The 25639-nt window shown below is 61.3% G+C and carries 22 protein-coding genes and 1 pseudogene; 10 read left to right on the top strand and 13 right to left on the bottom strand.

Annotated elements, in window-relative coordinates; genetic code table 11:
* Positions 1-881: 881 nt before the first annotated feature.
* The 4 genes from sucD to radA all read right to left on the bottom strand — a co-directional run bounded on the left by sucD (position 882) and on the right by radA (position 5830).
* The gene (gene sucD / locus J3L12_RS00010; protein ID WP_208012983.1) at positions 882-1754 is read right to left on the bottom strand and encodes a succinate--CoA ligase subunit alpha; all 873 of its coding nucleotides are present in this window, start codon (positions 1752-1754) and stop codon (positions 882-884) included.
* A complete protein-coding gene (gene sucC, locus J3L12_RS00015; RefSeq protein ID WP_208012984.1) occupies positions 1751-2887 on the bottom strand; it encodes an ADP-forming succinate--CoA ligase subunit beta in 1137 nt (378 codons plus the stop codon). The genes sucD and sucC overlap by 4 nt, the downstream gene beginning before the upstream one ends.
* A 562-nt stretch (positions 2888-3449) precedes the next feature.
* On the bottom strand, positions 3450-4517 hold the full coding sequence (locus J3L12_RS00020) for a TRAM domain-containing protein (protein ID WP_208012985.1): 1068 nt from the start codon (positions 4515-4517) through the stop codon (positions 3450-3452).
* A complete protein-coding gene (radA, locus tag J3L12_RS00025; protein ID WP_208012986.1) occupies positions 4514-5830 on the bottom strand; it encodes a DNA repair protein RadA in 1317 nt (438 codons plus the stop codon). The genes J3L12_RS00020 and radA overlap by 4 nt, the downstream gene beginning before the upstream one ends.
* 303 nt (positions 5831-6133) lie before the next feature.
* On the opposite strand from radA, the pseudogene J3L12_RS00030 reads away from it, so the two are divergent.
* Positions 6134-6349 (top strand): annotated as a pseudogene (locus tag J3L12_RS00030) (hypothetical protein); the annotation flags it as partial.
* A gap of 397 nt (positions 6350-6746) precedes the next feature.
* Here the strand turns inward: J3L12_RS00030 and cysK are convergent.
* Entirely contained in the window at positions 6747-7667 is a 921-nt protein-coding gene (gene cysK, locus J3L12_RS00035) for a cysteine synthase A (protein WP_208012987.1), read from the bottom strand.
* Positions 7668-7796: 129 nt separating this feature from the next.
* On the opposite strand from cysK, the gene J3L12_RS00040 reads away from it, so the two are divergent.
* Positions 7797-8267, top strand: a complete 471-nt coding sequence (locus J3L12_RS00040) for a peptidylprolyl isomerase (RefSeq protein WP_208012988.1) — start codon at positions 7797-7799, stop codon at positions 8265-8267.
* Between the two features lie 108 nt (positions 8268-8375).
* On the top strand, positions 8376-9215 hold the full coding sequence (locus tag J3L12_RS00045) for a R2-like ligand-binding oxidase (protein ID WP_208012989.1): 840 nt from the start codon (positions 8376-8378) through the stop codon (positions 9213-9215).
* A 299-nt stretch (positions 9216-9514) separates the two neighbouring features.
* Here J3L12_RS00045 and J3L12_RS00050 read toward each other — a convergent pair whose 3' ends face one another.
* Together J3L12_RS00050 and ubiE are read right to left on the bottom strand one after the other, a co-directional pair.
* A complete protein-coding gene (locus J3L12_RS00050) occupies positions 9515-10048 on the bottom strand; it encodes a hypothetical protein (RefSeq protein ID WP_208012990.1) in 534 nt (177 codons plus the stop codon).
* Positions 10045-10806, bottom strand: coding sequence for a bifunctional demethylmenaquinone methyltransferase/2-methoxy-6-polyprenyl-1,4-benzoquinol methylase UbiE (ubiE, locus tag J3L12_RS00055; protein ID WP_208012991.1), 762 nt, complete (start codon positions 10804-10806; stop codon positions 10045-10047). The genes J3L12_RS00050 and ubiE overlap by 4 nt, the downstream gene beginning before the upstream one ends.
* Positions 10807-10967: 161 nt before the next feature.
* On the opposite strand from ubiE, the gene J3L12_RS00060 reads away from it, so the two are divergent.
* Both J3L12_RS00060 and J3L12_RS00065 read left to right on the top strand, forming a co-directional pair.
* Complete coding sequence (locus J3L12_RS00060; RefSeq protein WP_208012992.1) at positions 10968-12842, top strand: ABC transporter permease; 1875 nt, start codon at positions 10968-10970, stop codon at positions 12840-12842.
* 3 nt (positions 12843-12845) lie between these two features.
* Positions 12846-13757: an ABC transporter permease gene (locus tag J3L12_RS00065; RefSeq protein WP_208012993.1), complete on the top strand. Its 912-nt coding sequence runs from the start codon at positions 12846-12848 to the stop codon at positions 13755-13757.
* A gap of 43 nt (positions 13758-13800) precedes the next feature.
* Here the strand turns inward: J3L12_RS00065 and J3L12_RS00070 are convergent, their stop codons facing one another.
* The gene (locus J3L12_RS00070; RefSeq protein ID WP_208012994.1) at positions 13801-14415 is read right to left on the bottom strand and encodes a hypothetical protein; all 615 of its coding nucleotides are present in this window, start codon (positions 14413-14415) and stop codon (positions 13801-13803) included.
* Positions 14416-14581: 166 nt separating this feature from the next.
* On the opposite strand from J3L12_RS00070, the gene J3L12_RS00075 reads away from it, so the two are divergent.
* On the top strand, positions 14582-15196 hold the full coding sequence (locus tag J3L12_RS00075; protein ID WP_208012995.1) for a diguanylate cyclase: 615 nt from the start codon (positions 14582-14584) through the stop codon (positions 15194-15196).
* A gap of 139 nt (positions 15197-15335) precedes the next feature.
* Here the strand turns inward: J3L12_RS00075 and J3L12_RS00080 are convergent, their stop codons facing one another.
* The 5 genes from J3L12_RS00080 to J3L12_RS00100 form a co-directional block, all read right to left on the bottom strand.
* Positions 15336-15791: an NUDIX domain-containing protein gene (locus J3L12_RS00080; protein ID WP_208012996.1), complete on the bottom strand. Its 456-nt coding sequence runs from the start codon at positions 15789-15791 to the stop codon at positions 15336-15338.
* Positions 15792-15867: 76 nt separating this feature from the next.
* Positions 15868-16647: a regulatory iron-sulfur-containing complex subunit RicT gene (gene ricT, locus J3L12_RS00085; RefSeq protein WP_208012997.1), complete on the bottom strand. Its 780-nt coding sequence runs from the start codon at positions 16645-16647 to the stop codon at positions 15868-15870.
* Between the two features lie 109 nt (positions 16648-16756).
* On the bottom strand, positions 16757-17638 hold the full coding sequence (locus J3L12_RS00090; RefSeq protein WP_208012998.1) for a DNA polymerase III subunit delta': 882 nt from the start codon (positions 17636-17638) through the stop codon (positions 16757-16759).
* A 112-nt stretch (positions 17639-17750) separates the two neighbouring features.
* The gene (locus J3L12_RS00095) at positions 17751-18524 is read right to left on the bottom strand and encodes a metallophosphoesterase family protein (protein WP_208012999.1); all 774 of its coding nucleotides are present in this window, start codon (positions 18522-18524) and stop codon (positions 17751-17753) included.
* Between the two features lie 158 nt (positions 18525-18682).
* Positions 18683-20254, bottom strand: a complete 1572-nt coding sequence (locus J3L12_RS00100; RefSeq protein ID WP_208013000.1) for an AMP-binding protein — start codon at positions 20252-20254, stop codon at positions 18683-18685.
* 40 nt (positions 20255-20294) lie between these two features.
* Here J3L12_RS00100 and J3L12_RS00105 point away from each other — a divergent pair, with 40 nt between their 5' ends.
* The 4 genes from J3L12_RS00105 (at position 20295) to J3L12_RS00120 (ending at position 25602) form a co-directional block, all read left to right on the top strand.
* Positions 20295-20885 carry a hypothetical protein gene (locus tag J3L12_RS00105; protein ID WP_208013001.1) on the top strand — a complete coding sequence of 197 codons (591 nt, stop codon included), beginning with the start codon at positions 20295-20297 and terminating at the stop codon, positions 20883-20885.
* 28 nt (positions 20886-20913) lie between these two features.
* Positions 20914-21123 carry a hypothetical protein gene (locus tag J3L12_RS00110; protein ID WP_208013002.1) on the top strand — a complete coding sequence of 70 codons (210 nt, stop codon included), beginning with the start codon at positions 20914-20916 and terminating at the stop codon, positions 21121-21123.
* Between the two features lie 301 nt (positions 21124-21424).
* Positions 21425-22867 carry a hypothetical protein gene (locus J3L12_RS00115; RefSeq protein WP_208013003.1) on the top strand — a complete coding sequence of 481 codons (1443 nt, stop codon included), beginning with the start codon at positions 21425-21427 and terminating at the stop codon, positions 22865-22867.
* A 209-nt stretch (positions 22868-23076) separates the two neighbouring features.
* Entirely contained in the window at positions 23077-25602 is a 2526-nt protein-coding gene (locus tag J3L12_RS00120) for a hypothetical protein (protein WP_208013004.1), read from the top strand.
* Positions 25603-25639: the final 37 nt, after the last annotated feature.

The raw sequence follows: 25639 nt of genomic DNA on the forward strand, positions 1-25639 counted from the left end.
TGCCCACACCAAGACCCAGACGGCTGCGGCGGTGGGGGCACTACCTGCTCGCGCTCAGGGAGAACCAGGCGGTGTTGAAAGACTGGGGCGAGTTTGTGCTGAGGTATCCCGCAGAGGAGGTTCACCGTTACCACGAGGTACGCAGCGGTGTGCTGTGGGTCTGGCAGGCCCGCCGAACCACCCAGTTGCCGCCGGAGGAGGAAGTGTCCTTCCCCGGACTAAAGCAAATCGTGGCCATCCATCGCCACAAGATGCATAAACGTAGCGGTGCTGTTTCCCAGGAGACCGACCTCTACCTCACCAGTCTGTCGCCAGAGCAGGCTGATGCTGCTATCCTGGCCCGCCTCAGCCGGGGCCACTGGGCCATCGAGAACCGGCTGCACCACAAGCGGGATGTGGCGCTTGGAGAGGATGCCTGTGGCTCTGGCTGCCCTGCGCAACCTGCTCCTGGGCTTCCTTCATCAAAAGGGCGCCCCTGTGTTGCGCAGCCTTCGTCGCTTCGCCGTCAATCCTATGCCCCTGTATCGGTGGTTATCGGGGTAGGGGTGTATATGATAAGAGCCTGTGCCAGCAGAATACCTCCAGGCTTTTATCGTTTTCCCCTTTCCCTCTCCCCTTGCGGGAGAGGGTGGCGACAGCGCCGGCAAGTTTGGCGCTCCTTTTGCCCAATAAAACAATTCTGGCGGTCACCGCTGTCGCCGGGTGAGGGGTTGAAACGACGATGCTCAGGCAAATGATAAGAGCCTGAGAATATCTCTAGGATTGCACCCGCCTGAACCCAGAGTCTGATTGCCTCCATGCTGCCTTTGATTATTCATGTCCACAAACTGCCTAATCAAAAAAAGGGCGACCACTGGTCGCCCCAATGGTTACGATGATGGCTAGCCTAACTTGGCCCGCACGTACTCCACAATCTCGTCAATGGTCTCGGCTACCGGTACGTCGGCATCGGCAAAAGCGGCCAGCTTGCTTTCGGGGGTGCCCACATTGCCCATGATAATAGCTCCGGCATGACCCATTTTTTTGCCCTTGGGGGCGCTGCGCCCACCGATGAAACCCACCACCGGCTTCTTCATGTGTTCCTTGATGTACGCCGCAGCATCTTCTTCGTCCGAGCCGCCAATCTCGCCGCAAAGCACCACAGCCTCGGTCTCGGGGTCGTTTTCAAACAGGGGCAGCAGGTCTTTGAAGGTGGTGCCGATAATGGGGTCGCCGCCGATGCCGATGCAGGTTGAGATGCCGTAACCTGCATCTGAAAGGGCCTTGGCGGTTTCGTAGGTGACGGTACCGGAGCGCGAAATGAGGCCCACACGACCCTTCTTGAACACGCTCGCAGGCATGATGCCCAGCTTGCATTCGCCGGGGGTTATGAGGCCCGGGCAGTTGCCGCCAATGAGTCGTACGTTGCCCAGCGCCTTGATTTCGGCCACGGCCTTTACCATATCCATGGTGGGAATGCCCTCGGTGATGAGTACCACCAGCGGAACCCCGGCGTGGGCGGCCTCGAGGGCCGCGTCGGCAGCTGCCGGGGCCGGTACAAAGATGATCGAGGCATCCACGTGGTGATGAGTGGTGGCCTCCTTTACCGTGTCGTAAACCGGCACCCCGAGAACGCTCTGGCCGCCCTTACCAGGGGTCACACCGGCTACTACCTGGGTGCCAGCCTTAATCATGGCCTCGGCGTGGAAAGTCCCTTCCCGTCCAGTAATGCCCTGTACGATGACCTTTGTGTTTTTGTTGACTAGGATGCTCACTGGGCACCTCCGGTCATGGAGATGATGGCTTTGGCGGCTTCTACCGAGGTGGGGTACATATAAACCGGGCGGCCTTTCAGAAGCTCTTTGGCCTCTTCTTCGGCGGTGCCCGCCACCCGCATGGCCACCGGCTTGTTCAGGATGCCCTCGTCCATGGCCCGGATGACACCCTTGGCCACTTCGTCGGCCCGGGTGATGCCGCCGAAAATGTTGATGAAAACCCCTTTCACATCGGGGTCTTTAAGCACCACCTTGAGGGCGTTGTAGACCACATCGGCCTTGGCCCCACCCCCGATATCCAGGAAGTTGGCCGCCTTGCCCCCGGTGCGCTGCACCAGGTCGAGGGTGTACATTACCAGCCCGGCTCCGTTGCCAATTACCCCCACGTTGCCGTCGAGCTTGACGTAGCTGAAGCCGTAGTTGGAAGCCTCGACCTCGAGGGGGTGCTCGGCTTCAAACTCGCGCAGGGGCATCAGGTCGGGGTGGCGGTACAGGGCGTTGTCGTCCAGCACAATTTTGGCATCGGCAGCTACCACCTCGCCAGTATCGGTGATGACCAGCGGGTTTATTTCGGCGGTGGAGGCATCAATGCCCACATAGGCCTGATACAGTTTGACCAGCACATCGGCCAGCTTGTTGAGGTTGCCCTCCATGCCCGCCCGCTTGACCAGCTCGCGGGCCTCGAAGGGGCGCAGGCCCGTATGGGGGTCAATGGGGTACTTGATCAGGGCGTAGGGCTTGGTGGCGGCCACCTCCTCGATGTCCATGCCCCCTTCTTTGGAGAGCATTAACACCACCCGCTGGGTGACCCGATCCAGAATCATGCCGGCGTAGTATTCCCTGGCAATGTTCACGCCTTTGGCCACCAGCACCTTCTTGGTGATGAAGCCCTTGATGTTGAGGCCCAGAATCTGAGCGGCTTTTTCGCGGGCCTCCTCGGGGCTTCGGGCCAGCTTGACTCCACCCGCCTTGCCTCGCCCGCCGGTGTGAACCTGGGCTTTGATCACGACCAGGTCACCGTACTCGGTAGCGATTTGCTTAGCTTCTTCGGCAGTAAATGCCACCTTGCCGGGGGGAACCGGGATGCCATACTTGGCGAGGATGTCTTTGGCCTGATATTCGTGTAGATTCACGCGTGCCTCCGTGGGTGAGCCTGCAAGGCTCGGTTTAGGGGTTGCTTTTTGAACACCCCACTTTGCCGCAGGCCATTATAAGTTCTTTCTGAAGGGGCTGTAATGCCACCGCGCATTAGAATGGGGTTGTAGTTCTCGTGCTGGCAGGGAGTGATTTTCTCGGGATGGCCATACTTGTTGTTTCTGTAACAAAATTACCTAAGAATCGAATTGTTTCCGGTTCGTGATTGCAAACCTTCACAAAAGTGCAATAACTACACCAGCTTCTTGCAGCTGGTTTGCTTTGTCAGGCTCTTATCATTTACCTGGGTATGGTTGTTTCAACCCCTCACCCGTCGACAGCGGTTAGCGCCAGAATAGTTTTATTTGGCAAAAGGAGCGCCAAACTTGCCGGCACTGTCGCCATGATCCAAAGCCAGGTCTTGCGCCGCGCAACTGCAAGCCCCTCATACGTATTACAACGGAAGCAAGATTGTACCTTTCTATCGTGGGTGCACTAAGTTGGTTATACGCCTAGAGTTGGTATTACAAAAGCATAGCCGGACTGGTAAGCGGAGTCGTGTCATCGATCAGCTTTGGAGGCTGGTCGGTCGGCTTCTTCGGTCTGGAGCCTTCCAAAGAGCAAACGGCCAACCTGGGTTTGAATGGACTGGGTGATGACCACGCTTACTTCCTTGCCTTTGAAAGAGATGGCGTCGTCTACCACCACCATGGTGCCGTCCTCGAGGTAGCCCACCCCCTGGCCGGGCTCTTTGCCCTCCTTGACGATGGTAATGCTCAGGGTATCACCCTGCTGAAGCGGGGCCCGCAGGGCCGAGGCCAGCGCTTGTACCGAGAGGGTCTTGACCCCATAGATGCGGGAAAGTTGGGCCAGGGCGTGGTCGTTGGTGACCAATGCCGCGCCCAGTTTTTTGGCCTCGGCCAGAATCTGGTCGTCTACCGGGTCGTCGGACTCATCGCCATCGAGTACCTCGAGGCCCACGCTCAACTTAAGGCGCTCGAGGGTGTCGAGCCCCCGGCGGCCCTTGGCCCTTTTCTGGGCATCCGGGGCGTCGGCAAACTGTTGCAGCTCGCGCAACACCTGCCGGGGCACAAACAAAGGGCCTTCCAGAAAGCCCATCTCGGCCACATCCCCGATGCGGCCATCAATCAGCACCGAGGTATCGAGTACCTTGCCACCCCGGGTTTTGGGTATATGGGCAGGCGGACGGGCCAGCCGGAAGTAATCGCGGTTGGCGATGGCAAAAGCTGAAAGCGAGCTGACCAGTACGGCAGCAATGATGAGCGAGTGAATGGCGGAAAAGCCCGGAATCTGGTTGAGCAGGTTGGTGAGCAGTACGGCCAGCAGGAGACCCAGGCCAGAGGCTGCCGTGATGGCGACCGGAATTTCAGGCGGCAGGCGCTTAAGCCAGGCCTGAGCACTTTCCCAGCGGCGCTCCAGCCAGAAGGTTAGCCGAGGTACCAGCAAAAAGCCCACCAGCAGGCCTACCACACCCAGGTACAGCCGGTTGAGGCTGGTCAGGCTGCCCAGGGGGCTGATGCTAATCATATTGCTGACCTCGAGCCACACCCCTACTCGGTAGCCCATGTAGGCAAAAAACGCATACAAAACCCAGCGCATCGCGTTCATAAAAACTTGCTCACGGCTGCTTCCAGACTCTTGAACTGGGGGGGGTGTACCAGGTGCTTGAAGCCTGCCCGCTGCCCTTCGCGCAGGCGGCGCTCGAGGCCCTCCACGCTGCGCAGCTCCCCGGCCAGCCCCACCTCTCCCACCACGGCGACCTCTTCGGGCAGGGGACGGCCTACCACAGCAGAATACACCGCCAGCCCCACCGCCAAGTCCAACCCCGGATCGAAGACCCGCAGCCCCCCCGCCAGATTGACGTATATATCGAGGTTGCCCAGGGGCAGGTTGAGCCTTCGCTCCAATACCGCCAGCACCACGTCCACCCGGCGGCTGTCCAGCCCTTGCGAAACCCTGCGTGGAGCCGGGAAGGGTGTTCGGGCGGCCAGCGCCTGTACCTCCAGGGCCAGCGCCCGCTCGCCCGATAGACTGAGGGCCACCACCGACCCCGGCGCGCCCACCGGACGCTCGGCCAGAAAGGCTGCCGAGGGGTTGGCGACCTCCTCCAGGCCCTCGTGAACCATACTGAAAACACCCATCTCGCCCACCGGGCCAAAGCGGTTTTTGGTGGAGCGCAAGACCCGGAAGTTGCCAGCCGTCTCCAGATACAGGGTGGCGTCCACCACGTGCTCAATCACCTTGGGCCCGGCTACGATGCCTTCCTTGGTGACATGCCCCACCAGCACGGTGGTCACCTGGTGGTGTTTGGCAAAGCGGGTCAGGGCAGCGGTGGCGTCGCGCACGGCCACCAGCGAACCTGGTGAGGCGGTGGTCTCGAGGGTCTGGATGGAGTCCACCACCAGGAAATCGGGCGGACTGGCCTCGAGGGTGGTCAATACCGTGTCCAGCTCGGTTTCCCGCAGGAGCTCGAGTTCCCCCGAGACCCCCAGGCGTTCGGCCCGCAAACGAATCTGCCCTGGCGATTCCTCACCCGCCAGATAAACCACCCGCTTGCCCATCTCCAGCATTTTTTGGGCTACCTGTAACAATAGGGTGCTCTTGCCCACGCCGGGTTCACCGCCCAAGAGGAGCACCTCACCGGGCACAAAACCACCCCCCAATACCCGGTCAAGCTCGCCCATCTGGCTCGAGAAGCGAGCCTCGCCGCTCTCCGCAACCTCGCCCAGACGGATCAGGGCAGCCGGATTGGAAGCAGGATGTGGTCGCAACTGTGCTCCTTTGCCCGCCGCTGCTGCCCTGAACACCGGTGTTTCTTCCTTGAAACTGTCCCAGGCTCCACAGTTGGGGCAGCGACCCAGCTCCCTAACCGATTTGTAGCCGCACTCGATACAGCGATATTGAATGGTAGCCTTTGCCATCTAACAGCAAGTGTAGCCTGTAAGCGGCTCTAATCAAAGGCCAGCTTTTATTGTTTTCCCCTTTCCCTCTCCCGCCAGGGGAGAGGGTGGCGACAGCGCTGGCTAGTTTGGCACCCCTTTGGCCAAATAAAGCAATTCTGGCGGTAACCGCTGTCGCCGGGTGAGGGGTTGAAGGACGATACCCAGGCAAATGATATGAGCCTAATCATAGGCTTTGTTGCACGTTCTAACGGGCGCTGGGGTGTAGTGAAAAACCGATTGACATGCGCTCAATTTGCCTGAAATTTTGAGCTCTTTGGCACCCGGAGCCACCCCTACACCGCCGAGCTGCACGAAGACCTCGAGTGGCGGGGCTTGGAGCTTGTTGAGTATGACGTGGAGGTGGATGTGGGGGCCCTCGAGCGGATGCTCGCCCTTACCCACGGCCAGCGCACCGTGCCCGTGCTGGTCGAGGGTGGGAAGGTCAAACAAATCGGCTGGCAGGGGCGTGGCTGCGTGGTGGGGCAGGGGCCGTCGTAGAATACATTCGCGCCTTGCAACCCCGATCAATACAACAGGCATGTGGCCAGTGGAAAGTGACAAGTGGCAGGGGTCGTCTACAAGCCACGAGCAGCTAGCATATGGTCAGTAGCCAGTGGCATTTAGTACATCGTCGTAGAGATGTCCGTACACCTCCGGGTTTCCGGGAGGGATTGACATAGAGCCCCCTCCCTACCACGTAGGGAGGGTGGGGGAGGGTATTGGGTGAGGCCCCCAACCACCAGGTTACGCAAAGTCGCTGCTCAGCAACCCCACCTAACCTCCCCCACACGGTAGGGGAGGAACGAAAAGGTTTCTGCTACGGCTTTTGCAAGAGCGTACTGCATAGTTCGTGCCGCAATGGACACTTTGTACGGGTATTTATACGACTGTGCATTCAGCCTTCCAACTCGGCAAAAAGGGGCGTCGAGAGATACTTCATTCCCGAGTCGCAGGCAATGGTTAGCACCCGCTTGCCAGGCCCCAGTTCGCGGGCTACTTGCAGGGCGGCCCAGATCATGCCACAGGCGCTCATCCCCACAAAAAGCCCTTCCTCACGGGCCAGCGGCTTGGCTAGCGGGAAGGCATCCTCTTCCAGAACCTGGATTACCCGATCCAGCATCTTCACGTCCAGGTTGGGCGGGATGAAGCCGGGCCCCATGCCCTGGAACTGGTGCGAGCCCATCTGGCCGCCCGAAAGCACGTTGCTGCGGCGCGGTTCGCAGGCGATGATCTGTATATTGGGCAGGCGTTCGCGCAGATACTTGCCTACCCCCATAATCGTTCCGCCAGTGCCCGAGCCGTACACAAAGGCATCCAGTCGGCCCTCCATCTGCTGGAAAATCTCGGGGCCGGTGGTTTCGTAGTGGGCCCTGGGGTTGGCGGGGTTATCGAACTGGTTGGGCATGAAGGCCCCCCGCTCGGCCACAATGCGATGGGCTTCCTCAATCGCGGCCAGCATCCGGCGGCTGGGGTCGGTGAGTATTAGCTCGGCCCCGTAAGCCCTGAGGATGCGTTTGCGCTCCTCCGACATCTGGGCCGGCATGGTCAGGATCAGCTTGTAGCCCCGGCTGGCCGCTACCATGGCCAGGCCGATGCCGGTATTGCCGCTGGTGGGCTCCACAATCAGTTGCCCTGAACCGGGCTTCAGAATGCCGCGCTCCTCGGCATCCTTGATCAGGTACCAGGCCGTGCGGTCTTTGATGGAGCCGCCGGGGTTGTCGCCCTCCAGCTTGACCCAGACCTCGGCCATGCCCGGTTCTACTACGCGCTTGAGCCGAACCACAGGGGTCTTGCCAATGACGTCTTCCACAAACATGGATATCAGCATAGGGCATGGACTCGGTTTCGTATCTCGAACGGTTTACGATTATTTAATCTGGATGCTTTATACTCGACTGTCTCGCGGAAACGCAGGTATGGTTTCTGTGAATGGAGAGGAGTCTGTATGACCGCAAGCAAAGGCCAGGTTGTGACCATTCGCTACACGCTGCACGTGGAAGATGAGCTCGTTGACCAGGGGGAGCTGGATTATCTGCACGGACACCGCAATATTGTGCAAGGGCTGGAAGAAGCGCTGGAAGGCAAGGCTGCTGGTGAACGGGTAGTGGTCTCGGTGGCTCCTGAAAAGGGCTATGGCCTCTACGACCCCGAAGGCGTGCAGGTCGTCGAGCGCGAGGCTTTCCCGGCGGATGCTGAGCTGGTGGAAGGGGCCATGTTTTATGCAGAGGATCCGCAAGGCAACCCCATGCCTTTCACGGTATTGAATGTGGACGGCAAAGAGGTGACCATAGACTTCAACCATGCCCTGGCGGGCGAGACCCTGAACTTCGACGTCACCCTGGTAGCCATCCGGCCCGCAACACCGGAGGAACTCGAGCACGGCCATGCCCACGGGGTGCATGGGCATCACCACTAAAAAAGGCAGGTAGCTCGCGGCAGGGGAGAGGGCTCCCCTGCTTTCGATTTTCTACCAGGTAGAGCCGTAGAGCCTCAACAATGGTGGAACGCCTGCTAGAATCGAGATATGCGGCAATTGGCTACCAGCCAGCCGGGTCGGCTCGAGGACGGGTTTGTGGTGGGCCTGTACCACAAGTCCAAGCGGAACTTCTGGAATCCGCAAGACCTCGAGTTCACCCAGGACCGCCACGACTGGGCCTCCCTGAGTGAAGCCCAACAAAAGGTGCTGCTGCATCTATCGGCGCTATTTGTGGGTGGCGAAGAGGCGGTTACGCTGGATCTGGCCCCCTATTTGCTCCATGTAAGCCAGCAGGGCCGCTATGACGATGCCCTCTTCGTGGCAACCTGGATCTTCGAGGAGGCCAAACATGCCGAGTTCTTTGATCGCTTTCACCGCGAGGTGGTGGGAGGCGCGCCCGAACTGGCGCTGTTTCACGTCGAGTCCTGGCAGCAAATCTTCTACCAGGCGCTGCCACAAGCCATGAACGCACTCCAGGCCGACCCCTCTCCAGCGGCAGAGGTTCGGGCGCTTAGCACCTACAACCTGATTGTGGAGGGGGTATTGGCCGAGACCGGCTATCGCGCTTATAAAGAGGTCCTGGAAAAGCAAAACCTGATGCCGGGTTTGCGCAGGGGACTGGGCCATGTACAGGCCGACGAGGGCCGTCACATTGCGTTTGGCCTGCACAACCTGAGCAAGCTACTGCACTATCATCCGCAAAGCAAAGAGGTGCTGGAAGATGTGCTGGCCGAGCTGATTCCGGCTGCGGTCGGCATCGTACACGAGGTTTTTGCTGCCCACCAGCCCATGCCCTTTGACATTTCCGAAGCGGATTTTGTGGACTACGCACTACGGCAGATTCAGCACCGTACCGAGGTTTTAGAGCGGCCTTTCAGCCCAGCCTGAATGGTGGTTTATCAAGAATAACCGCACTTATGGCCATGACCTTCTGCACGTAGCCCGCTAGTGCCGCTCTCTCGAGCGCATTGTGAAAAGCCACAAGCTGACAAAGCAATTCATCAGGACTCGTTCAACCTGTTGGTTGTAAAGCGGTCTGGATTGATTTCCTCCGGCTTAGCATGTGGGCTGCAATGAAGCCTGATAACAAGAACAATTCTGGTGATGGTTGATCGTGTCTTTGAGACATCCAAACCCGGTGATTCGGGTATTCACCGGAACCAATGTAAGAGCGATCCAGGGCCGATTCAAGCAGAGAGTCCTTGCAAAACCGGCTGGCCTTTGGGCAGTTTGAAAGCCAGGTATTCGTCCTGTGTGCGGAACAGAACCAGCAGGTGTTGGGGGGTCTGCAAACGCATGAACAAGGGGAGGGCATAGCGGGCCTCACCCCGTTCAATGCGAATGTTGCCCAGCGTGTAGGCCATGAAGTAGTCCTGGTCGCTTTGCATCAGGTTGGCGGTGTAGAAAAGGGTCAGGTCGGCCTGTTCTTTATCCGCTCGAGCCAGGGCTTCCCAGACCAGTTCCTGAGCCTGGTGGGTGGTCAGGTATTCGCCCTGTACCCGGCCCAGGCGGCCATAAAAGGCAGCGGGAAACTGCTTGAACTCGTAGTAGAACCCTTCTGAGCTGTGCCACCAGCGAACAAGTTCGTTTTCGCCGGGGTTGCCCTGGGCGTTCTCGAGGGCCAACTCACGGGCCAGCGCAAAGGGCTTCAGGTCGGGCAACTCACCGGTTTCCAGCCCTTCCAGGAGCAGTCGCTGGGGGTCTATCTCGATTCCCATCATGGTTCACCTGGGTGAAACTCCCCGGTACGAGTGATGAGCGGAGGTGAGTTTAGGGCGGGTTTATCCCCTATATGCAGCGCGGCGATGCCCCCGGTGAAAAGCTGATAGTGGGTGCTGAAGCCTGCCTGAGCCATCATATACGCAAGGGTTGGAGGGTCTGGGAAACGTTCTACCGATTCAGGCAGATAGCGGTAGGCCGAAGCGCTGCCGGAAACCAACCCACCAATCAGCGGCAGAATTCGGGTGAAATAGAAGCGGTATAGCACACCCAGCCCACTCTTGGGTGGTGGTGGAAACTCCAGAATGCAGAGCCTTCCGCCGGGCGCTATTACCCGATACAGCTCGGCCAGTGCCTTGGGGTAGTCAGCAAAGTTGCGGAAGCCGAACGCAATGGTCACGGCATCGAAGTGCTGGTCGGGGAAGGACAGCTTGAGGGCATCGGCCTCCACGAAAGGAATCGAAAGACCAGCTTTCTGGGCTTTTTGCCTGGCTAGCTCGAGCATGGGGGGCGCAAAATCGCCGCCAATCACCTGGGCTTCTGGAGCCACTTTCTTGAGCAGCAGGGCAATATCACCGGTACCGGTGGCCAGGTCGAGGATGCGCTCCGGGTTTTTCTCCAGGGCGGCCTTGACTGCGGCTACACGCCAAACTTGATCCACCCCTGCCGAAAGAACCCGGTTGAGCAGGTCGTAGCGCGGCGCAATCTCTGAGAACATTTTTCGAATGGCCTGGGCTTTGGCCTCGGTAGCGTCTTGCACTCGAAGAGTTTAGCACTTGGGAGGCTTACTGGATTGGAGTAGACAGCAGGGTTGGGCGGTCTGGCTCTGACCCGAATTTTTGCAAGCGATGATGGGCATTGCCTGCCAGCGAACTACTACTCAAACGGGGCTTGCGGTGTAGAATCCGCTCTGAGGAACTTATGAGCCGGTATTGGTTTTTGATCGTAGGGGGCCTGGTCTTATTGACCATGATCCTGGCCCCCTGGGCTGTTCCGCTGCGGGAGTTCGATGGCACGGGCTACCTGCTCAATCCGCTGGGGGTGATCAATCCCAAGGGCCTGACCGTGCCGGAAGGTCTGACCTTCAACTGGTTAGGCGCAGCTTTTGGTTTGTGGATCCTGCTGGTGCTGGCGGCCAGTGTGGCGCTGTTTGTGCCCAGTGCTGAAACCAGAGCTCGAGCGCTGTATATCTTGGGTGGCGTTGGTATCGCCGTTTTTGCTATCGAGGCGGTTCTGTTTTACCAGGCCATCAACGCTGTAAACGATGCGGCGGTGGCTGCCGGGGCACGGCGCCCACCCCTGCGCCGATTTGCGCTGTCGCTAGGCATCTATGCTGGATTTTTCTATTCTCTGGGGCTACTATTACTGGCCCGAATGCAACTACCGGGCGGCCTGGCCTTTCTGGTGCGCTTTCGGGGCGTGGTGATGCCAATCGTTTCGCTGTTGCTGGCGGTGGTGCTGGGAGCGGTGGTAGTGGCCATTCTGCGGCCTGGTCTGGGTACGCAGGGGGTCGAAGGACTGGGGCTGCGTGAGCTGATTGCTGGAAAACTGGATCTGGTGACCTATACCTTCCAGATTTTGTTCAGCCCCATCCTTAGCCTTACCGGCATCTTTACCAGCCTGGGCTTTGCCACCCCCCTTATTTTCACGGGCCTGGCGGTAGCCTTTGGGTTCCGTGCGGGGATGTTTAATATCGGTGCGCCCGGCCAGCTAACGATGGGTGCGATTTTTGCCATGTTGGTGGGTGTGTACCTGCCGCTGCCGGGCTGGTTGCTGCTACCTGCGGCCATCATGGCGGCTGCCCTGGGAGGAGCTTTGTGGGGCGGTATCGTGGGCTGGCTCAAGGCCCGCTTTGGGGCCAACGAGGTCATCAACACCATCATGATGAACTATATCGCGGCCTCGGTGCTGCTGTTTATGATTGCCGACAACAAGTACCGCTTTTTTGGACAAACCGTGCACCTGCCTTTCAAAGCCGAGGGTTTCGAGGGGCGCAGTGAGGAAATGCAAGAAGGGGCCCGCATTCCCCTGATGATTCACATTCTGGCGCCGGATAGCAGCTTTTCCTGGGCTTTGCCGCTGGCGGTGCTGGCGGCCCTGGGGGTTTACTACGGCCTGAGGCGATTGGAGCTGGGTAGGCGTTTGCTGTATTCGCTGGGGGCGATGGTGCTGGGGTTTGTGGTAGGAGGGTTTTTGCCCGGTTTCCCGGTGACCATCAGCTCGGCGCTGGCCTCGCAGTTGCTGAATGGCTCCTTTCTGATCGCCGTTTTGGCCCTGTTGTTCTACAACTTCTACCTGTTCCGCACCTCTGCAGGCTACGAGCTGCGGGCCACCGGCCTGGCGCCCAAAGCCGCCGAGTATGCGGGGGTCAACCTCCGGCGCAAGATGGTGCTGGCTATGGTGATTTCGGGGGCGCTGGCCGGGCTGGCGGCGACCCACTATGTGCTGGGTGCGGGCATGGACGGCACCTATCGGCTCAAGACCGCCATTCCCTCGAGTGTGGGCTTTGACGGCATTGCGGTAGCCCTGATGGGCCAGAACATGCCGCTGGGTATTTTTCTCTCGGCCACCCTGTTTGGTGTGCTGCTGGCGGGGGGCGTCTCGCTGAATGCTCAGCTCGGCATCAGCAACCAGATCATCCAGGTCTTGCAGGCCCTGATTATCTTCTTTATCGCCGTGGGGGGGTTGCTGCCCCGCTACTTTACCGACCCTCTGCGGGCGGCCCAGGTCGAAACCGAGGCCAGAGCCGAGCAGGAGGCCAGGCAAGCCAAATCCGCACCGGTGGGGGGGGACTAACCAATGGAAATCGTCATTGCGCTCTTCTTTTCGACCCTGCGGCAGGCTGCGCCGCTCTTATTAACCTCGCTGGGCGGGTTGTTCTCCGAGCGTAGCGGGGTGGTGAATATCGCCCTCGAGGGCATGATTCTGTTTGGTGCGGCTGCGGCGGCCATCACGGTCAACCGCATCGAGGTGGCTACCGGGGGCCTCGAGGCCTTCTGGATTCCCTGGGTGGGTTTGCTGGCCGGGGCTGCGGTGGGCGGCCTGGTGGGTCTGGTTCACGCCATTGCCTCCATCAAGTACCGCGCCGACCAGATTGTCTCGGGCACCGCCATCAATATTGCGGCCCTGGGGGCACCCTCGATTGTTTTGCAGGTGCTCTACAACAACACCTCCACCTCCCAGGAAGTACAGAACCGCCTGCCCAATGTAGATCTGGGGCCTAGCAGCGTTTCCATCCTGGTGATTTTCGCCTTTTTGCTGGTGCCGGTGGTCTGGTGGGTGTTGTTCAAAACCCCCTGGGGCCTGCGGTTGCGGGCGGTGGGCGAGCACCCCGAAGCGGCCGAGACCATGGGTGTGAACGTGATTCGGATGCGCTACACGGCGGTAATTCTGTCGGGGGTGCTGGCCGGAATTGCCGGTGCGTACCTCTCGATTGGGTTCCTCAACCAGTTTATCCGGGCCATGAGCGCGGGGGCCGGTTTTATTGCCCTGGCGGCCCTCATCTTTGGCAAGTGGCATCCGTTTGGCGTGCTGGGGGCCACCTTGTTGTTTGGCTTTGCCCAGGCGCTGGCCATTCAGCTTCAGGGCGGGGATATTTTGCCGGCTACCATCGTGCAGGCCCTGCCCTTTATCCTGACCATGCTGGTGCTGGCAGGCTTTATCGGGCGGAGCCGTCCGCCGGCGGCGGTGGGCAAGCCATACGACAAATAGGGCAGAGGGCTCAGGGTACCGGGATCAGGGGTAATGCGCGGCTCTATGGTTCAAAGGCCCGGGTGGGCACCAGTTGCACATACGCTACGGCCCGGGCTACCGTGGAGAAACCCAGCAAAAGCAGGTACATGACGATCTGGAAGGGTACCCAGGTGGACAGGGTCGAGACCAGCACAAGCGACTCGAGGATGGCAATTAGCAAGAGATGGTTCAAAAGCCCTCCCTGTTGCATCAAATCCCAGCCTTTGCGAATGGCTTTGGGCCAGGTCTGGTCGTCGTCTACCATGATCTGGAAGGTGTAAAACCACAGCAGGTTAATGGCGGCCAGACCCAAATAACCCAGCAAAGAGGCCAGCAGGGGGTTCGGCACCGCAACCGGAAGACCTACCACAAACGCCGCCAGGGCGCTAGCCACAAACACGATGCCGGCCACGATGTTGTGCCCGGTGGTGTTGCCCCAGAGGGCCTGGGGGTTCCAGTGGCCAGTGCGGGCATAGCGCATTAGCACGGTGTAGACGCCTACCTGCATGGGCCCCGCCATCAGGCCCAGGGTAAAAACGCTGATCAGCAGGGCTTGCACCAGCAACCAAACAATGCCAATGGGGTGCTGGGCTAAAAGCCCAAAGCTACGGGTGAGGACTTGTCCGATGTTAAGCACCCCGCACCCCCAGCAACTTGGTTAGCGAAAAGCAGTGTTTGCCTGTTTCAAAGGGCATTATCGCCCCAAGTGTAGCAGAGCGGGAGGGTTAAATAGCTCTATTATTGACAGTATATATATATTTGAAATAATATATATATGTAAAAAAACTTATAAGGTGAATAATATGTCAAAAGCAATGCACCTAAGTCGTAATGATTTCATCAACTACCTCTCTGGCTGGAATGAGCAGGGACAGCTAACCTTGGCCTTGCTGGACTTGGACAACTTCAAGACCCTGAATGACACCCACGGCCACGAGGTGGGAGATCGGGTTTTAGAGCGGGTGACCAGAACCCTCGAGGGCAGCTTGTCGGAAGGCGCCTATGTTTCGCGCCTGGGGGGCGACGAGTTTGCGGTGGCGTTTCCGGGGGCCAGCCCCGAAGAAGTCCTGATCCAGATGGAGGAAATTCGCCAGCACCTCGCCAAAAAGCACCCGGTTGGTGAAGGTTTGGCTTTGTCTATCCCCATCTGCGTTGGCATCGCCAGCTTTCCGCCCCATGTCTCCGACCCCAAAGACCTGATCAAAGCCGCTGACGAAGCGTTGCATCGGGCCAAGCGAGAGGGAAAAGGCCGGGTGGCCATTTATGTAGAAGACAAGATGGTCTTGAAATCCAACTACTACTCCAAGGCGCAACTGGCCCGGCTGGCTGCGCTCTCCGAGCGCCTGGGCCGTACCGAAGCGGCCTTGCTGCGCGAGGCTTTAGGCGACCTGCTGGATAAGTACCGGGACGAGTTATAGAGCGGCCTCCTACGAATATCCGGTAAGGTGGTTTTCGCAGTGCTGGATACATTACGACGCATCAGTGAAGCGGCTTGTGCCGCCGTGCAACGCACGTACTCAGCGTGCGTCGCAATGGTGGGAGCGCAATAAGAACCCCCTAACCTCGGTGCACTATGTGCTTGGTACGCACCGGCAGCGCCCGCAGGGCACTCTTGAGAAAATCGGGTTTGAGATTGATTTGGGGTAGCTCGTGCAGGGGTATCCAACGGAACCACAGGTCTTGTTCCCCCTCGTGCCCGAGTAGGGGATCTGGGGTGGGATGAAGTGGAAGATCCACAACAAAGTACAAACCTACTTCATGGGAATTGCAGCCGCTTAGCTCAAAGAAATTTTCCACCACCCAGAGCATCCGACCCACTCGAGCCTTAACCCCGAGCTCTTCGAATATCTCCCGAGCCATCGCTACTCGAGCTTCTTCGCCCAGTTCCACCCGCCCACCCGGCAAGTACCAGAAATCACCTTGCGGTTCGTGGCACAGCAATACCTGCTGATGCTTCATGACCACCCCGCCCACCCGAAGGTTGAAGCGGGTGGCTGGGTGCTTCGTATCCATCACCCTTTCAGCCTACAACCTGGATTCTTTTTCATCTATCAATAGTGCCAGTGAACCCCATGAGCACGAGCGTATCTCACTCCCGACGCAGTTCACTCTTGTGTACCGTAACCCAACTGCCTTCCTCGGTAATCAGATCCACGGTTCCGGCCAGGGGGTTGAGCTTGGCAACCTTGCCGCAGGTGCCCTGGATGCTGCAGGCCTTGGAATTTTTGCGGGGCAGGTCGGCCAGAAGCTCCTGGTAGTGGTCGTGTTCATACTGTAAACAACAGAGCAGGCGTCCGCAGGGCCCCGAGATTTTTTCCGGTGAAAGCGGAAGCTGCTGGTCGCGGGCCATCTTGATGGAGACCTGGGCGAAGTCCTGGAGCCAGCTCGAGCAGCACGACTCCATCCCGCAGGCCCCCAGGGTGCCCAGGTAGGCGGTCTGGTCGCGGGGGCCCAGGGCAATGAACTCCACTCGAGCCCCCGCCAGTTTGTTCAGCTCGTTGACCCAGCGCCTGAGGTCTATGCGCTCCTCGGCGGCGTAATGCACCGAGATATGATTGCCATCCAGGGTGAACTGGCAGCCCAGCACCTTGGCCCGGATGCCCTCCCGGCGCAGGCGGGCCTTGAGCCACCACTGCACCTCTTCGCCCCGGTTTTTGAGCCTGGCGTGTTTATCCAGGTCTTCCGGGGTGGCAACGCGCACCACTTCCCCCACAGCGTTGCCCAGGTGGGGTTCGGTACGAACCTTGGCCAGCTCCAGCCCCCGTGGGGTTCGCACCACCACCCAGCTACCGACCGGAGGGGCCAGGTCGCTGAACTTGTAGTCGTAAATTTTAGGGCCATGCGCAAATCGCACGCCAACACATTCCATGAAAACCTCCCAAAAAGGGCCTGCTGCCTGGGGCCCGTGAGTCGTTATACGACGGATTGCAAAGCGCTTACAATCCAAGCCTAGCCTAAAGCAGAATAACTCCGGAAATCTAGAGCCGGGCCAGCTTGAGGGCCAGCCAGGTCTGCACCAGGTCTTCGCTTACATAAGCAGAAAGGGCGTCCTGGGCGCGGCTGAGGGCCTCGAGGGCAGCCTGATAGGCCGGGCTTTCGGCGGGGAAGACCTCGCCTAGCCGTCGCCCCAGGTAGGGGAGGGCATCCTCGTTTTCCAGCAGCAACTTGAGGGCTTCCAGGGTCTGGGCTGGCCCGGCCCGCAGGGCTTCCAGCACCCCTTGTGTGCGTCCGGTCAGCCTGGCAAACTCGGCGGGGTTCGCCAGGGCCCAGCGCACTTTGCCGGGAGACCCCTGGGCAAAAGCCAGCACCTCGGGGTCGGTGGTCAGGGTGCGCAGCAGGGCCTCCGGCAAAGGCGCAAAACTCACCTCGAGGCTGCGGCTGACCAGGGTGGGCAGCACCAGCTCGCGGCTGGGGGCTACCAGAATCAGCCGGGCAAAAGCCGGGGGTTCTTCCAGCAGCTTGAGCAGGGCATTGGCTGCGGGCTCCCCCAGCCAGTGCGCCCCATCAATGACCGCGACCTTGGCCTTGAAGCGGGGGTAGGTAGCGATCCAGTCCAGCAGGCTCGTCTCCTCGCTGCCCTCGCGGGGCGCGATTTGCTCGAGGCGTATCTGTAGAGCACGGGCCTTTCTGCCGGTTTTGGTCTCGCTCTGGGGGGCAATTTCCAGATAGTCGGCGGGGGGCTCAAGGCGGCAGGAAGCACAGCGGCCACAGGGCGGAAACCCTTGCTCGCAGTTGAGCCCGGCTGCAAACCACCGCGCCACCGTCCGGCGCCCCACCCCTTCCGGGCCGGTAAAGAGCAAGGTCTGCGCCCGCAGCTTGGGCAACAACTCGAGGATTCTTTGATGTCCGAGGATTTGCATGGCTGTTCGTCAGAGCTAAAAAAATACAGTATTGGTATGCAGTGAACCGACCAGACCATCATCTTGCGGCTGCTTTCAACTGGCCTTGTTGCGGTAAAGTTTCCGAGGCTCACTACTTTCCAAGCACCAGCCGCTCGTAGAGCCACATGGGGAACTGCTCGTGGTGCAGGCGGGAGAGTACGTGCTCGAGGTTGTACTTGGCGCGGAAAAACTCCACCGAGTCTTCTTCCGAGTCCCAGATTGCATAAGCGGCTCCAACCACGCCGTCCCTGGGCTGGCCGGTGGAGCCGGGGTTGATGATGGCCCTGGCCTTGGGCGCCACGATGAGTTCGCCGCCATTGGCGTAGCGCTGGTAGCGTACCCAGCGCCCCTGGGGGGTGCTGACATCGGCGGTGGTGGCCTGGCCGCGCACGGTGGTGCTTTCCAGGCTCAGGTAGCTGCCGGCCAGGTGGGTGTGCCCGTGGAAAATCCAGCGATGACTCACCCGGTTGAACACCTCCCGGGCCTGCTCGACCTCTTCCAGGTAGGCCAGCGGATCCAGCGGACTGCCGTGTACCAGCAGCGCACCCTCCACTTCGGCGATCCAGGGCAGCCTGGACAGATACTCGCGGTTCTCGGGGCTGATGCGCTCGGCCTGCCAGGACAGAATTTCCAGCACCGGCCCTTCAATCTGCATGGACTTGATCTCCAGCAGCCAGATGTCGTGATTGCCCATCACGCCCCTGGCATTGACCGAACGCAACCAGTCCAGCACCCGGTTGACATCGGGGTAATAGCCTACCGCATCGCCCAGGAAAAGTACCTGGTCGTAGCCCCTGGCTTCCTTGAGGACGGCCTCGAGGGCGGGCCAGTTACCGTGTATATCGGACACAATCAGGTAGCGCACAATACCTCCATCATACCCAGCCCCGGTGGAAAAGCCTTGCGAAACCAGGGAGAATACGAGATTGAACCACTTTTTCTCCTCCGTGCTTACATGTTAGCAGCCGCTACTCCGCTGACCGGGCCATTTTGGGCACGAGAAACAGCCCGGCCGCCTCTGGGTCACTCCCGCAGCTTAAAGCGTTGAATTTTTCCAGTGGTGGTAAGGGGCAGCTCCTGTACGTAATGAACCTCCCGTGGGTAGGCATGGTGCCCTACCCGCCGGCGCACCTCCTCTTGCAGCGCCAGGGTCAGGGCCGCGGAGCCGGACTGCCCCTCGCGCAGCTTGACGTGAGCCACAATGCGCTGACCGCGTTCGGCATCGGGCACCCCCACCACCGCCACCATCGCCACCGCAGGGTGATGCAAAAGGGCTTCCTCCACCTCGAAGGGGCTGATGCGATACCCGGCTGCCTTGATCAGGTCGTCGGCGCGGGCTTTGAACCACAGGTAGCCTGCCTCGTCTTTGCTGCCCAGGTCGCCGGTTTTCAGGTAGGGGCCCACATACTTCTGCTGGGTGGCCTGGGGGTTGTTCCAGTAACCCAGGAAGGCCACGGGGTCGGGTGTCCGCAGGGCAATTTCGCCCACTTCCCCCGGCGGCAGGGGCTGGCCGGCTACGTCAATGATTTCGACCCGATGCCCGGGGTAGGGCAGGCCCATCGAACCGGGGCGGATGGGGTCGGTGGTGTAGGAATTGCCGACCAGCAGGTTGGCTTCGGTCTGGCCGTAGAACTCGTTGACCGGCAGGCCCAGGTTTTCCTGCACCCAGGCTAGCAGTTCAGCCCCCAATGGTTCGCCCCCGGAGTGGATGCTCTCTAGGGCGGGCGGGGCCTTGACCCGGCCCAGTTGCCGCAGCAGCTTGAGGGCGGTGGGGAAGAGGAAGGTGTGCGTGACCCCCTGGCTGTGCAGCAGGTGCAGGGCCTCCTCGGGGTCGAAGCGCCGGGTGCGGTAAGCCACCACGCTGTAGCCATTGGCCCAGGCACAGAGCAGCACATTCAGCAAACCCCCAATCCAGGCCCAGTCCGCCGCCGACCAGTAGCGGGCTTCCTCGCCCGGAAAGTTGCAAAAAAGCCGGAAGCCAGGCAGGTGCCCAATCAGGGTGCGGTGGGGCAGCAACACCCCCTTGGGTTTGCCGGTGGTGCCCGAGGTGTAGATCAGGATGGCCGGGTCGTCGGCCTGGGTGGGGTGGGTCAGGAAGCGGGGCTGGGCGGCCTGTAGCAAATCCAGCACCTGATCCTGGTAGATAACCCCAACCTCTGCGGGCAGCTCGAGATTAAGGGCTTGCAGGGCACCTCGGTCGGCCATCAGCAGGCGGGCCCCGGAGTGCTCCAGGCGGTAGAGCAGGGCATCCTCGCCGAAGAGTACCGAGAGCGGCAGGGCGATGGCACCTATCTTGTAGACCGCCAGGTGGGCCAGGGCCAGCTCGAGCGACTGCCCCATCAAGAGCCCCACTCGGTCGCCGGGCTGCAAACCGTGGGCCTGCAGCACGTTGGCCAGGCGGTTCGAGAGGGTGTGCAGCTCGGCAAAGGTGGTCTGTCGGCCCAGTTGTGGCTCGATGAGGGCGATGCGGCCAGGGTTCTGGGCGGCAGCCTTTGCAACGGTAGCCTCGGCGATGTTATACAAAGCCGGCACCTCCCAGCGAAACTGCTGGGCGAGTACCGCCCTGGGGGCTGGGGCAAACCTCAGGTTGTCCACCAACGACAAATATACCTTTGAGGGGCGGTATTCTGCTATTGTGCAAACCATTATGCGCTCCACTGACTGGCTGGAATCCCTGCTGGCCGAACGTACCCGAACCTTTGTGGATGAGTTCGGCAGCTTTTATGCCTGGCTCGAGGGCTCGTACGGCGGCGATACGCTGCTCTTGTGGATGAATAAATCTGTGCTGGAGGAAGCGCTGCCGCAACTGCCCAGGCACTTCAAAGGGCGTTTGGTGCTGGGGCTGGATGCCTCCGAAGACCACCAGGCTCCCTTCGCAAGGGCCCTGTACTGGGCCAACCCCCGCCGGGCGCTGGTGGTGCAGAAGGGCGAAGGACTGGGCATCGGCTACCCTGGCCGCAAGGAAGTGGCCGAGGGTGAGTGGGTGCCCTGGGATGACCCGCGCGAGGCCCGGCAGCTCGAGGTGGTGCTGCGGCCCGAGTTTAGCTACCATGAGCTTCGGGCCTACGCCCCCTGGGAAGCCCCGGCCCCGGCCCCCCTGCCCACCATCGAGGGGCCGCAGGTAGGGGCGGTGGGCTGGGAGCGGGGTATACCCACCTATGGCCTGGGTTTGGTAGGCTTAGAAAAGAATCTCGAGGCCCTGCTAGGGGTGTGGCGTATGCGCTAACCCGCATGGCCCACAGGAGGAGAAAAACGTGCTGTTTGCTATCTTGTTCACCATCGGCTCGATTCTGGTCACCTGGCTCTTGTACCTGGCCCTGCGCCCCCGTACCCTCGAGGTCGAAAGCGAAGGGGCCGATCTGCGCTACATCGGCATGGCCCTGGTGCTGATTATTCTCACGGCTGCTACGGTAGCCTCCATGCTGCTCCTGGGCAAGCTGGGCCAGGCTACTATTAGTTTCTAAGCTCCAAGCGAGTTCACAAACCCCCGGCCACCTGCCGGGGTGTTCCGCTTGCTCAGGCACAAGGCACTGGCGTTTCTGCTGGCGCAGCACGTTAACGCTCCAGCGCTGCGGCACGCCCCAAGAGGCTTGCTAATCCTGGCCTGGGTTTTTCCAGCCGATAAGTTGCTAAACGTAAAGGTGCCGATCCGTTTTGAAACTTGGCTTAACCTCGAGCATAACGTTCATCTGCACAGCCGAGCCCTCCTCGAGCCGCTACAATTCGGGAAGCATTGGCTCTCAAAGCCAAACAGAAAGGAGTTTCATGGCAAATCTGCGTTTGACACCCTTGCTCGCACTGCTCGGACTGTTGCTCACGGCCTGCCCGTCGGCCAACACCCAGGCCAAGGGGCAGCTCGAGGTGACCGTCAACATTCCCACCGGCTCGGGGATTACCCCCAATGTGCAGGTATCCGGGCCGGGCGGCTTTAGCCAGACCATTAGCCAGGAGGGGGTTCGCTTATTCGACCAGGCTAGTGTCGGCAATTACACGATTACCGCCCAGGACGTAATCGCTGCTGGCGACACCTACAAAGCTAAAGTATCGGTGGGCTCGGCTCCTGGAACCTCCAATACTGCCAGCGCCGCGGTTACCGCCAATACCAAGACCAGCGTCACGGTAGATTACACCCAGGCCCCCCCCTCCGGGGCCGTAAACCCCGAAAAAACCTTCACGGCAACCCTTGGCATCGGCAGCCTGGTCTTTTTGAGCAGCTCCGGCGATGGGCAGGGCCGCCTTTACGCGAGCGGGAATGCGGCGAACAAAAACACCCCTAGCGGCCGGCTCTACCTGACCCCCGCCAACCTGGCGGGCTCTGGTGGGGCCGTGCCCAGCGTCCAGATTGCCCCCGAGGATGGCCTTTACAGCCTGATCTTTGCCGGCGATGGCACCCTCTACGAGCTCGACCGCAACGACCTTCCCCCCACCCCCTCGACCTACATCCGCCGCTTTGCCCGGGCCACCGCCGTGGCCAACGGCTTCTCGCCCACCCCTCTCGTCATCACCAACGGGGCCTTCAGCTTTAGCACAGGTTCTGGCACCATTCAGGACTACAACCTCTACAAGCCCTCCGACATGGCCCTGGACAGCGCGGGCAACCTCTGGGTGCTCGACCCCGAGAGCACCGCCCGCTCCAGCGTGGACGGCATCTCCAACACCCCCGGCCGGCTGGTCTGCTACTCCGCCGCCGACCAGACCGCGGCCATAGCCGGTTCTGGCAGCCTGAACACCCCGGGCCGGGTTTACTACGGCACGGCCATCTCCGGTGCCCGTGCCCTGGCCTTCGACGCGTCTGGTAACCTCTGGCTGGCCGGGGGGAGTGGGGCCTCAGCCCGGCTGGTTCGGATCGCCAGCTATACCTGCCCCAACCTCCCCACCAGCGGGCCCAATGCTGGCAACCCCGACAACCAGGAGCTCAACCTGAACTCGGCCGGGGTCAGCAGCCTCAGCGGGGACAAGCTGGTGGCCCCGGTAGACCTGGCGGTGGCTGGAACCGATCTGTACGTGGCCCAGTCCGACGGCACCACCAACAACATCCTTAAGCTGAGCACCAGCGCCACCGCGATTCCCAACGACATCGTGCCCATTACCATCATCGGCCTCGAGGGCAGCCTCACCGGCCTGGCGGTGGACGCCGAGGGCAAGCTCTGGGTGGGTACCGCCGGGGCCCCGGCCCCCAACCCCGGGCGCATCTACAAGCTGCCCTAGCCAGAGCGGCCCTGCCGGACCTCCCTCGCCGGGAGGTCTTTTTTTGCGCCCCGGCGGCACGTTACAAAGGCCGTTACCAAAAAGTTGCAACCAGCACGGGCACGAGAGAGCAGGTAATGTTACGTGAGAAGAGTCCATCTCGGTCGGGAAAAACCCTATAACGCCGCGATTACGCCCCAGCCCCTACCCTCTGGGTCAGGAGGATACAGATGAAACCAAAACGAACGCTTTGGCTTCTGGCTCTTGGTGCGTTATCGCTGATGCTGACCGCATGCCCTGGCCCTGGGGCTACCAAGGGTGTTCTGGAAATCACCGTGAACGCCCCCGCTGGTGTGACCCCCAATGTGCAGGTCAGCGGCCCTGGCACTACCTCGAGCATCAGTAGCACAGGCAAAACCACGTTAAACGATAGACAGCCGGGTAACTACACCATTACGGTGAACAAGGTGGTGGCCGGGGGGATTGGCTACAACGGCCAGGGTGCTACCGTAGTGGTAGAGGCCGGCAAGAAGACCAGCTACACCGTCGACTATGCTGCGGTGAGCGGCAAGATCGTGGTGAGCATCTCCGGCCTGCCGGCAGGCCTCGAGGCCGGCATCAACATCAAAAAGTCCGACAGCAGCAACCTGAACAGCGCCCCCATCAACGCCGACACCACCCTGGAGGACGTGCCCCCCGGCACCTACACCATCGAGGCCCCGGCCCGCACCCAGGGCAGCAGCACCTACGCCACCGCCGCCGACGGCAGCACGCTGACGGTTACCGCCGGCGGAACCGCCACGGTCAACGCCACCTACACCCCCAACCCCGGCAGCGCCACCATCAACGTGGCGGGCCTCGACGCCGCCCTGCCCAACCCGGTGCAGCTGACCCTTACGGGCGGCCCCAGCAGCCCGGTAAACCAGAGCTTTACCGACAACGGCCCGGTCACCTTCAACAACCTGGCCCCCGGCACCTACACCATCAGCGCTAACGCCATCACCGACAACGGGCCGCAGGACTACGCCTTCACCCTCTCCCAAGCCACCCTTTCCATCAGCTCGGGCGGCAGCGCCAGCGCCACCCTCACCTACAGCAAGCCCACCCTGAGCGTATCCCTTAGCGGCCTGCCGCAGCAGGGCACTGCCCTTACCCTGACCGTGGCGGCCCAGCCCAGCAGCGGCTCGCCCACAACCTGGGTGGTGAACAACCAGTCCCTGCCCGTCCCCGGCCCCGCAACCCTCACCCTGCCCCGCCTTGGCAGCTACACCGTGAGCGCCTACGGGGCCTCGGCCGGCCAGCCGGTGCGGGTGGTGGGCCAGGTGGTGGACAGCCTGCTTACCAGCAACACCCAGAGCGTTACCGTAAGCAACGCCAGCGCCAGCGCCACCCTGACCTTTAGCGACGGCCAGACCGGGCGGGTCTTCGTGGCGGGCAACGGGGCCTTCGACTCCGACGCCGACGCCGGCTACACCATCACCGACTTCCAGCTGGCCCAGGCCAGCCCCAGCCTGGTGCCCTTCACCGGCGGCAGCGGCGCCAGCGCGGCGGGCCTCTTCAAGGTCAAGTTCGACGCCCAGGGGAACCTGTACCTGATGTACCAGTACCTCGACACGGCCAACCGCGCCCGCATCGTGCGCATCAGCGCGGCCAACCTGGCGGCGGGCAACTTCAGCCCCAGCGCCTCGGGCAACAAGACCATCACCACCGACGCCCTGGGCAACGACCCCGAGCCGGCCGACCTGGCCTTCGACGCCAGCGGCAACCTGTGGGTAGTCAACGACTTCGAAAGCCGCCTGGTCTGCATCTCGGCCGCGGCCCTGAGCAGCGCGGGCGACGTGACCGCCCCCAGCGCGGTCTACACCTCCAACGTGCCGGTGCGGCCGCAGGACAGCTTTACCCTCACCGCAAACATCCACGCCATCGCCTTCGACGGCGCGGGCAACCTCTGGTTCACCGCGGGCGACTACCGGGCCGACGTAGTGACCGGCACGGCGCCCACCCAGACCGTAACCTACGGCCGCCGCGCGGTGCTGGCCCGGATTAACGCCTCAGCCCTCACCTGCTCGAGCGGAACGCACGCTTCGCCGGCTAACCTGCTGGCCAGCGACATCCCGGTGCGCCTGGACATCAGCAACGCCGCCCGGGTCTACGAAGCCTCTCCGGGGACTGCCACCACCGTCAATCCCACCGGCACTGGCCCCCGCGGCATCCTGAAGCCGGTGGCCCTGGTCTACGATGCGGCCAGCACCGCCCTCTGGGTGGGCGACTACGGCGGCAGCAACGGGCTTACCGGTGCGGCCTTCCGCGACGCCGACGCCGACCAGGAGACCCTGATCCGGGTGCCGCTCAATACCGCCAACACCGACCCCAACGGCCCGGCGAACCCGATGCCCGACGGCTACGACCTGCGCGAGGCCCAGATCGACCACCGCATCAGCATCGGCTACACTGCCACGCCGGGAACCACCAGCACCGGACTGCAGCAGGTCTTCGCGCTGGCCTTCGACAAGACCGGGGCGCTCTGGATCGTGGCCAACAACAACGTCCTGCTGACCGCCAGCGACACCAGCCCCGGCCCCAGCGACCGTAGAGGCAAGCTCTACCGGGTGCAGATTCCAGCCAGAGAGACCAGCCTGGCCCAGTGGGCGGTGCAGAACCTCACCCCTGGCGATATCCTCAAGACCATCAGCGCACCGTTGGACGGCATCGGCTTTGCCGGCCTCGCCTTCAACCGCTTCAGCGTGAGCCCCTAGGGCCGCGCCCTGAAAGCCCCCCCAGCCTGGGGGGGCT

This window comes from Meiothermus sp. CFH 77666 (genome assembly GCF_017497985.1).
GTDB lineage: Bacteria > Deinococcota > Deinococci > Deinococcales > Thermaceae > Meiothermus.